Here is a 3789-nt window from a genome sequence, read left to right as displayed (position 1 = left end):
GTCCGGCGAAGTCGGCAAGTCGACCGCTTGCACCATCTATGAACTGCGACCGGATGTCTGCCGCGCCTGCATGCCTGGCGATGACGAGTGCCTGATGGCGCGCCGGGCGCTCGGATTTTCTACCTCTTAGCAGCGAATGACTGTCGCTTGTGCACGCCTGGCTTGCTGGCTAGGTTGCGTCAGGGCAGGGCGCCGGAGGAGATCATCGTGAGCATCGAATTTCTGTTGACGTCGCTGATTGTCGTGGCTTCGCCCGGCACCGGCGTTCTCTACACGCTGAGCGCCGGCCTTTCGCGCGGCGCCCGGGCCTCGATCATTGCCGCCTTCGGCTGCACGCTCGGCATCATTCCGCATATGGCGGCCGCCATCACCGGCCTGGCGGCGCTGCTGCACACCAGAGACCCTGAAATATCTCGGCGTCGCCTACCTGCTCTACATGGCCTGGAACACGCTGAAGGAGAAGGGCGGCCTGAGCGTCGAGGAAAATGTCGCGCCGCGTTCGGCCGGCAAGGTGATCGCCACCGGCATCCTCGTCAACGTCCTCAATCCGAAACTGTCGATCTTCTTCTTCGCCTTCCTGCCGCAATTCGTCAGCACCACCGAGCCCAATGCACTGTCGAAGATGCTTGAGCTCAGCTCGGTCTTCATGCTTTTGACCTTCGTGGTCTTCGTCGGCTACGGCATCTTCGCGGCCTCGATCCGCAGCCACGTCGTGTCGCGCCCGATGGTGCTGACCTGGATGCGCCGGACTTTTGCCGGCGCCTTCGTCATGCTCGGCGCCAAGCTGGCGCTGGCGGACAGGTGATCGACCAGGCTAGCCCTTGACGTAACCCATCGCCTCGATGATGCGCCCCTCCGCGACGCGCATCAGGTTGACGCCGCGCAGCGAACTGCCGTCGGCCATCCAGTAGCGCCAGCGGATCGTGGCGCGATCGCCGGCCACGAAAGTCTCCTCGAGGTCGAAGCGCGTGCCGGGCGCGGTGGCGATCGCCGACCACAGCTCGACGCAGGCCGCCTTGCCGGCGCGGCGTGCGCCGTCCGGCGCCGGCGTGGTGTTCTCGATCACGCAGTCCTGCGCCACCAATTCGTCGAGCGCCGAGGGGTCGTGGCGCTGGAAGACGTCATTATAGCGCCGCATGATTTCAGCCGTTTCGCCGGAGCGGTTGGCCATGGCGATGTCGATGATCAATTCCTGGGTCACTGGATTTTCTCCTTCCGTCCTTAGTGAGTTACGAGGTTCGCCTTCAGCGTGATCGCTGCGACACCGGCCAGAGCCCGCGAGACGAGGCATCCAGCCTTGGCCGACTGCGCGAGCCGCTCGAAGTCGGCTGCGGCAAGCCCGGCGACATGCGCCTCCGTCTCAAGCTCGATGCGGGTAATCGTCGGTCCGGCCGCGGTGGCGCCCAGATGCACCTTTGCGATCGTGTGGATATCGCTTGCGATATGACCTTCACGGCCAAGCACGGCGGTGAGCGCCATCGAAAAGCAGCCGGCATGGGCGGCCGCGATCAGTTCCTCCGGATTGGTGCCCGGACCGTTTTCGAAGCGGGACGGGAACGAGTAGGCGCCCTCGAAGGCGCCACTGCCTAGCCTGAGCCGGCCGGATCCCTCCTTGAGCGTGCCGTGCCATTCGGCCGATGCGTCGCGAACTGTCATTGCTTTCTCTCCTCTGGTTGGTGAATAGGGGGCTCACGCGCCGTCGATGACGACCTTGCCGAACACGTCGCCCTGCATGAAATGCCGATACGCCTCGCGCGCTTCGGCGAATGGGAAGATCTTGTCGATGACGGGCTTCAAGCGATGCGCCGCGACGGCGGCAAGCATCGCCTCCAGGCCGCTGCGGCTGCCGACGAAGACGCGGCCGATGGTGACAAGACTGCGCTGGTAGACGGCGGCTGGGATCTCGACCGATCTGCCCTTCTGGTCCTGGACCGTCAGCAGCACGATGCGTCCGTAGAGGGAGCTTGCGATCAGCGATTGCATAAAGGTCGCAGGCCCGCCGGTCTCGACAGTCAAATCGATGCCGCCTGTCGCCTCGCGCAGCTTCATGCCCCAATCGGGCGTCTCGGCCGTTGCGATGACGAGGTCGGCGCCGAGTGCGCGCAACCGGTCGGATTTTTCGGCGCGGGAAGTGACGGCCGCCACGCGGCAGCCCATCAGCTTGGCAAACTGCAGCGCAAACAGCGCGACGCCGCCCGAGCCGATAACCAGCACCCATTGCCCGGGTTTTGGGGCGTCCGCGCCCGTCAGCGCGCTCCAGGCTGTCAGCCCCGCGCAGGTAAATGTCGCGGCTTCATGCCAGTCGAGGTGCTCAGGCAGCCGCACCGCCCATTGCTCGTCGAGCACAGCGTATTCACCGAGCATGCCGTCCAGCGTGCAGCCGAGCTGGTCGATCAGCCCGGCGTTGATGCGGCCGTCGATCCAGCGGGCGAAATAGCTGCCGGTTACACGGTCGCCGACGGCAAAGCGGGTGACATCATCGCCGACGGCCACCACTTCGCCGGCGCCATCGCTCAGCGGCACGATGCCGGCTCGCGGCGTCAGCGGATAGGTGCCGTTGAGGATCATCGTGTCGCGGCGATTGAGCGAGGTGGCGCGTACCCGCATCAGGATCTGACGCGGACCCGGCTGGACGACCGCGTCCTCGCGCATCGCCAGCCTGTCGAGGCCGCCGTCCTGTCCTTCCAGCCGATAGCTTTGCATCGTCGCCTCTCAAATATGTAGACCGATTTACATATTATGTAGACCGATTGTCATATTCGGGGCAAGCCCTATAATGCGCGCTCCTGACAGAGGTTGACATGGCGACAGACACACGCACGCGGATGATCGAGGCGACGGCACTGCTTTTGCGGCGGCGCGGCTATCACGGCACTTCGCTCAACGACATTTTGGCTGCCAGCCGCGCACCGCGCGGCTCGCTCTATTTCCATTTCCCGGGCGGCAAGGACCAACTGGTCATCGAGGTGACTCGCGCCAGCGTGGCCGACGTGACCGAGCGGCTGGGCGCCCAACTGGCGACGGAAAGCGATCCGGCGGTCGCAGTCCACCACATTTACCAGTCTGTCGCCCGCATGCTGGAGGACAACGAGTTTTCGCTCGGCTGCCCGATCGCGCCCGTCGTGCTCGATGCGCCGAACGACGTGCCCGAGCTCGAAGAGATCTGCCGCTCAGCTTTCGAGCAGTGGATCGGCCTGCTGCGGCAGGCCTTCGTCAGGGCAGGGGTGCCCGAGCGCCGCGCGCATGCTTTGGCGCTGCTGGTCGAATCGTCGCTGGAAGGCCTGATGGTGATTGCCCGCGCCACCCGCGACCGCTCGTCACTCAACGCCGTGGCCGACGAAGTGGCTGCACTCGTCGAGCAGGCCGTGCTCGCCGGCAAGGTGGCGCAGCAGGCCGAGAGCGCCGCTTAAGAAAGGCAGGTGCCGGCCGAGTTAACTGCCAAAACGAAAAAGGGCGGCATTTCTGCCGCCCTTTCCGTATGCATAAAGCCAAGTTGGCTGGATTGAAGTCCATGCCGCCACTCAAGCCCGCTAGGGGGCTTGAGCAACTTGGATTCATGGGCGTGCTTTATGGACTTCTTAGAAGTCCATGCCGCCACTCAAGCCCGCTAGCGGGCTTGAGCAACTTGGATTCATGGGCGTGCTTTATGGACTTCTTAGAAGTCCATGCCGCCCATGCCGCCCATGCCGCCGCCGCCCATGCCGCCAGGCATGCCGCCGCCAGCCGAGTCCTTCTTCGGAGCTTCGGCGATCATGGCTTCGGTGGTGACGAGCAGGCCGGCGACCGAGG

At 64.7% G+C, this 3789-nt stretch carries 4 protein-coding genes and 2 pseudogenes; 3 read left to right on the top strand and 3 right to left on the bottom strand.

The annotated features are described in order from the left end of the window. Window positions 1-130, top strand: a pseudogene (locus EOA36_RS38560) (YkgJ family cysteine cluster protein); the annotation flags it as partial. A gap of 77 nt (window positions 131-207) precedes the next feature. After that, window positions 208-805, top strand: a pseudogene (locus EOA36_RS30260) (LysE family translocator). A 9-nt stretch (window positions 806-814) separates the two neighbouring features. Here EOA36_RS30260 and EOA36_RS30255 read toward each other — a convergent pair. From EOA36_RS30255 to EOA36_RS30245, 3 genes are read right to left on the bottom strand one after another with little or no spacing between them, the layout of a single operon-like run. Next, window positions 815-1201 carry a nuclear transport factor 2 family protein gene (locus EOA36_RS30255; protein ID WP_127280614.1) on the bottom strand — a complete coding sequence of 129 codons (387 nt, stop codon included), beginning with the start codon at window positions 1199-1201 and terminating at the stop codon, window positions 815-817. 20 nt (window positions 1202-1221) lie between these two features. Next, complete coding sequence (locus EOA36_RS30250; protein ID WP_127280613.1) at window positions 1222-1656, bottom strand: OsmC family protein; 435 nt, start codon at window positions 1654-1656, stop codon at window positions 1222-1224. 33 nt (window positions 1657-1689) lie between these two features. Then, entirely contained in the window at window positions 1690-2703 is a 1014-nt protein-coding gene (locus EOA36_RS30245; protein WP_127280612.1) for an NAD(P)-dependent alcohol dehydrogenase, read from the bottom strand. 98 nt (window positions 2704-2801) lie between these two features. Between EOA36_RS30245 and EOA36_RS30240 the strand changes: the two genes are divergently transcribed. Next, window positions 2802-3410, top strand: a complete 609-nt coding sequence (locus EOA36_RS30240) for a TetR/AcrR family transcriptional regulator (protein ID WP_127280611.1) — start codon at window positions 2802-2804, stop codon at window positions 3408-3410. The last annotated feature ends 379 nt before the right edge of the window (window positions 3411-3789 follow it).

The organism is Mesorhizobium sp. M8A.F.Ca.ET.021.01.1.1 (genome assembly GCF_003998025.1).
Taxonomy (GTDB): Bacteria; Pseudomonadota; Alphaproteobacteria; order Rhizobiales; family Rhizobiaceae; genus Mesorhizobium.
Note: the sequence above shows the minus strand (reverse complement) of the source record. Positions and strands in the feature narration are given on the sequence as shown.

Coding starts and splice junctions, on each gene's coding strand:
- EOA36_RS30240 (WP_127280611.1), top strand. CDS start 2,802: ATGGCGACAGACACACGCACGCGGATGATCGAGGCGACGGCACTGCTT.
- EOA36_RS30245 (WP_127280612.1), bottom strand. CDS start 2,703: ATGCAAAGCTATCGGCTGGAAGGACAGGACGGCGGCCTCGACAGGCTG.
- EOA36_RS30250 (WP_127280613.1), bottom strand. CDS start 1,656: ATGACAGTTCGCGACGCATCGGCCGAATGGCACGGCACGCTCAAGGAG.